Source organism: Protofrankia sp. CiP1_Cm_nod3 (assembly GCF_982290655.1).
On the sequence record NZ_CEVIVD010000172.1, the window covers coordinates 6501 to 9850 of the forward strand.

Below are 3350 nucleotides of genomic sequence, written 5' to 3' on the forward strand. Positions count from 1 at the left end.
TCAGGCGTTCGGCCCCCGCGCCACTGGTGGCTGCGTCCAATTCACGATCCCTTCCATGTGCGGCCGCCGTGGCCGCCGGCTCGGGGCCGGCCCGTCCGGCCGTCATCTCTCTGTCGAATCCCGACGGGCGGATGTGACTGTCGCCCCCGTCACCCGTCGGTGCGGCTGTCGACGGCCTCCAGGACCCGGGACCGGTGGGCCGGACCAGATGCGGCCGGCCAGCCCCGTCACATCGGCGGCGCCGGATTCGTCATTGCTCAGGAGAGGCTCGATCGAAGGAGCGGTGGCCCGTGGACGACGCGACCTGGCAGGCCGAGCAGTTCGAGCGACAGCGCCCGCGGCTGCACGCGGTCGCCTACCGCATGCTCGGTTCGCGCAGCGAGGCCGAGGACGCGGTCCAGGAGGCGTGGCTGCGCCTGAGCCGCTCCGACGACGATGCGATCGGCAACCTCGGCGGCTGGCTGACAACGGTCGTGGGACGGGTGTGCATCGACATGCTGCGTGCCCGCCACGCCCGCCGGGAGGACTACGCCGGCACCTGGCTACCCGAGCCGGTCGTCAGCGTCGACGACAGCGACGGCCCGGAACAGCAGACGCTGCTTGCCGACTCCGTCGGCCTGGCCCTGCTCGTCGTGCTCGAAACGCTCACCCCGTCCGAACGGCTCGCGTTCGTCCTGCACGACATGTTCGCCGTACCGTTCGAGGAGATCGCCTCGATGCTCGGGCGGACACCCGCCGCGGCCCGTCAGCTCGCCAGCCGCGCCCGACGCCGGGTGCGAGGCAGCCCGACCGTCCCGGACGCCGATATCGCCACGCAGCGTAGGGTCGTGGCCGCGTTTCTGGCGGCATCCCGCGCCGGTGACTTCGACGCCCTCGTCGCGGTACTGGATCCCGACGTCGTGTTCCGCGTTGACACCGGCTCACGCACCCGGCCCGTGCCCGCCCTGCTCACCGGTGCCACGGACGTCGCACGGCAGGTCGCCGTCCAGGGCCCACGCTTCGCACGGCACTGCCAGCCGGCGCTGGTCAACGGCACCGCCGGGATCGTCGCCCGGACATCGGCCGGCATCATCGCGGTCGCCGGCCTCACCGTGATCGAGGAGTGTATCGCCACGATCGACCTGATCCTCGACCCCGACAAACTCAACAACCTGCTCCTGGCCGACTAGAACGAGGATCTCCCGGCCGGCCCAGCTCATTTTCCCTACCTCGCGGACGACGGCGGAGCGGCCCCGGTGGGCATCCCGGCAGCCCGGACGGTGGTGAGGGCGGCGATGGTGGCGGGGAACCGGGGTGGGGGATGATGAGTTCCTCGCGACTGGCCGCTGCGGACGACCGGTGTGTCCGGGCTGTGTGCGGCTGCTCCTACGCCGCCTCCTTGCGCACCGGCCGGAAGCCGAAGCGGACCTCTTCTGAAAAGAGTCGCGGCTGTTCCCAGGCCGCGAAGTGGCCGCCCCGGCCGAGCCTGTTGTAATGGACGAGGTTGTGGGGGTACGCGCGCTCCGCCCAGCTCCGCGGCGGCTGGTAGAACTCGTCGGGAAAGACGCTTATAGCAAACGGGACGGAGATGTTCTTGGCGTCGAAGAAGTCCGCCTTGTTCTCCCAGTAGAGACGAGCCGAGGAGACCCCGGTGTTCGTCAGCCAGTAGAGCGTGATGTTGTCGAGGATGTCGTCCCGTGTAAGGTCGCCCGGCGAGTGCCCCTGAACGACCTGTTCTACGAGCCCGGGCTGGCCGGTGCCGTCGCCGTGGTCAAGAACAAACGCCGCCAGATCGACGGGTGAGTCCGCCAGCCCGTACAACGTCTGCGGGCGGGTCGCCATGAGGAGCGCGTAGGCCGCGTGCGTCGCGTAGAAGTTCCTCAGCTGCTCGTAGGCGCGGTTCTCCTCGGCCGAGAGGCCCGATGGCGGCGGGTCGCCGCGCTGGAACGCCTTTGCGAGACCGGCTGGAGCGGTACCGGCCATGTTGGAGTGAATGCCGAGCAGCTCCGGAGCTGCCTGTTCACCCATCGCCTGCGTGACAGCCGCGCCCCAGTCGCCGCCCTGCGCCACGAACCGGGTGTATCCGAGGCGCTTCATCAGCACCACCCAGGCACGTGCGATACGGGCGGGATTCCACCCGGTGGTGGCCGGCTTGCCCGAGAACCCGTAGCCCGGCAACGAGGGAATCACCAGATGGAACGCGTCCGCCCCGCTCGCGCCATATGCGGTGGGATTGGTAAGCGGCTCGATGATCTTAAGCTGTTCGATGACCGAGCCGGGCCACCCGTGTGTGACGATCAGTGGCAGGGCGTTCTCGTGCGGGGAGCGGACGTGAATGAAATGAATGTCAAGCCCGTCGATTTCGGTCATGAAGTTCGGCAGGGCGTTCAGTCTCGCCTCGCACCTGCGCCAGTCGTAGTCCGTCCCCCAGTAGCGCGCGAGCTCCTGCACCGTCGCGAGCGGCACGCCCTGCGAGTCGTCGGTGACCGTCTCGCGTTCGGGCCACCTGGTCGCGTTTATGCGCCTGCGCAGCTCGGCGAGCTCCGCCTCCGGAAAACCGATCTGAAACGGGCGGACGGCGGTGTTGTCGACGCCCTTCCGTTCCGCTGCTTCATGAACGGACATCTGCTCCTCCCAAGATTGTGTTGCGCATCGGGGCCACGGTCCGTGATTCGTCTGTGGCACCCGTGCACAATCCTCCCTCGTGCGGGGGCTTCTCGCATCCGCGGGCTTCCCGGTCGACGCCCCGGTTGACGCCCCGGCTGACGCGTGCTGAGCGCCGCGAGTTCAGCGTGCCTGAAGGTTCTCCGCGGTGAGCTTCCGGCCCGCTGTGAGTGCGAGCCGTAGAGTCGGCACGAGGACCTCGGCAACCCGGAGATCGCCAAGGCGGGGATGGCGGCGGCCGTGGCGGGGGGCTGACAGCCTGGTGAGATGTGGCCGGCAACGGCCGGGCGGCCTCGGGTGAGCAGCCCGGCGGACGGCCGGGCCCGCAGGTGCCCGCACGCGCCCGGGCCAGCCAGCCGGTACGGGCCCCCGCACCAGCCCGGCATCAGGACGGAACAACCAGCTCGATAATTCCTGCAGGATTTTGCCTCGAACAGGTTGACGGGTTCCGGAATGGGGCCGTGATGTGGCCGGCACGGGGATGTCACGGCCGGTAGGTTCTTTCATGACTTCGGTCGTGTCACCATAGATCCTCCGGACCCGGTGGCCACTGATGACCGGCGGCCGGGAGGTGCCGTGGACGTGACGTTCGCCGAGCTGGTCGACGCGCCGCCCGCTGGTGCCGTCGTCGCCGGTCCCGGCCCGCTCGGCATCCTCGGCCCCGGCGCGGTCCTTCCCCGGTTCAGCCCCGGTTCGGCCCCCGGTTC

At 69.5% G+C, this 3350-nt stretch carries 2 protein-coding genes; one reads left to right on the forward strand and one right to left on the reverse strand.

The features are described from left to right. The first annotated feature begins 290 nt into the window (after positions 1-290). On the forward strand, positions 291-1169 hold the full coding sequence (gene sigJ / locus AC5LUJ_RS21495) for an RNA polymerase sigma factor SigJ (protein WP_250291511.1): 879 nt from the start codon (positions 291-293) through the stop codon (positions 1167-1169). 196 nt (positions 1170-1365) lie between these two features. Here sigJ and AC5LUJ_RS21500 read toward each other — a convergent pair whose 3' ends face one another. After that, the gene (locus AC5LUJ_RS21500; RefSeq protein ID WP_250291509.1) at positions 1366-2604 is read right to left on the reverse strand and encodes an epoxide hydrolase family protein; all 1239 of its coding nucleotides are present in this window, start codon (positions 2602-2604) and stop codon (positions 1366-1368) included. Positions 2605-3350 lie beyond the last annotated feature (746 nt).

Excerpts from the sequence above, each read along its gene's own strand:
- AC5LUJ_RS21500 (WP_250291509.1), bottom strand. The coding sequence starts at position 2,604 with ATGTCCGTTCATGAAGCAGCGGAACGGAAGGGCGTCGACAACACCGCC.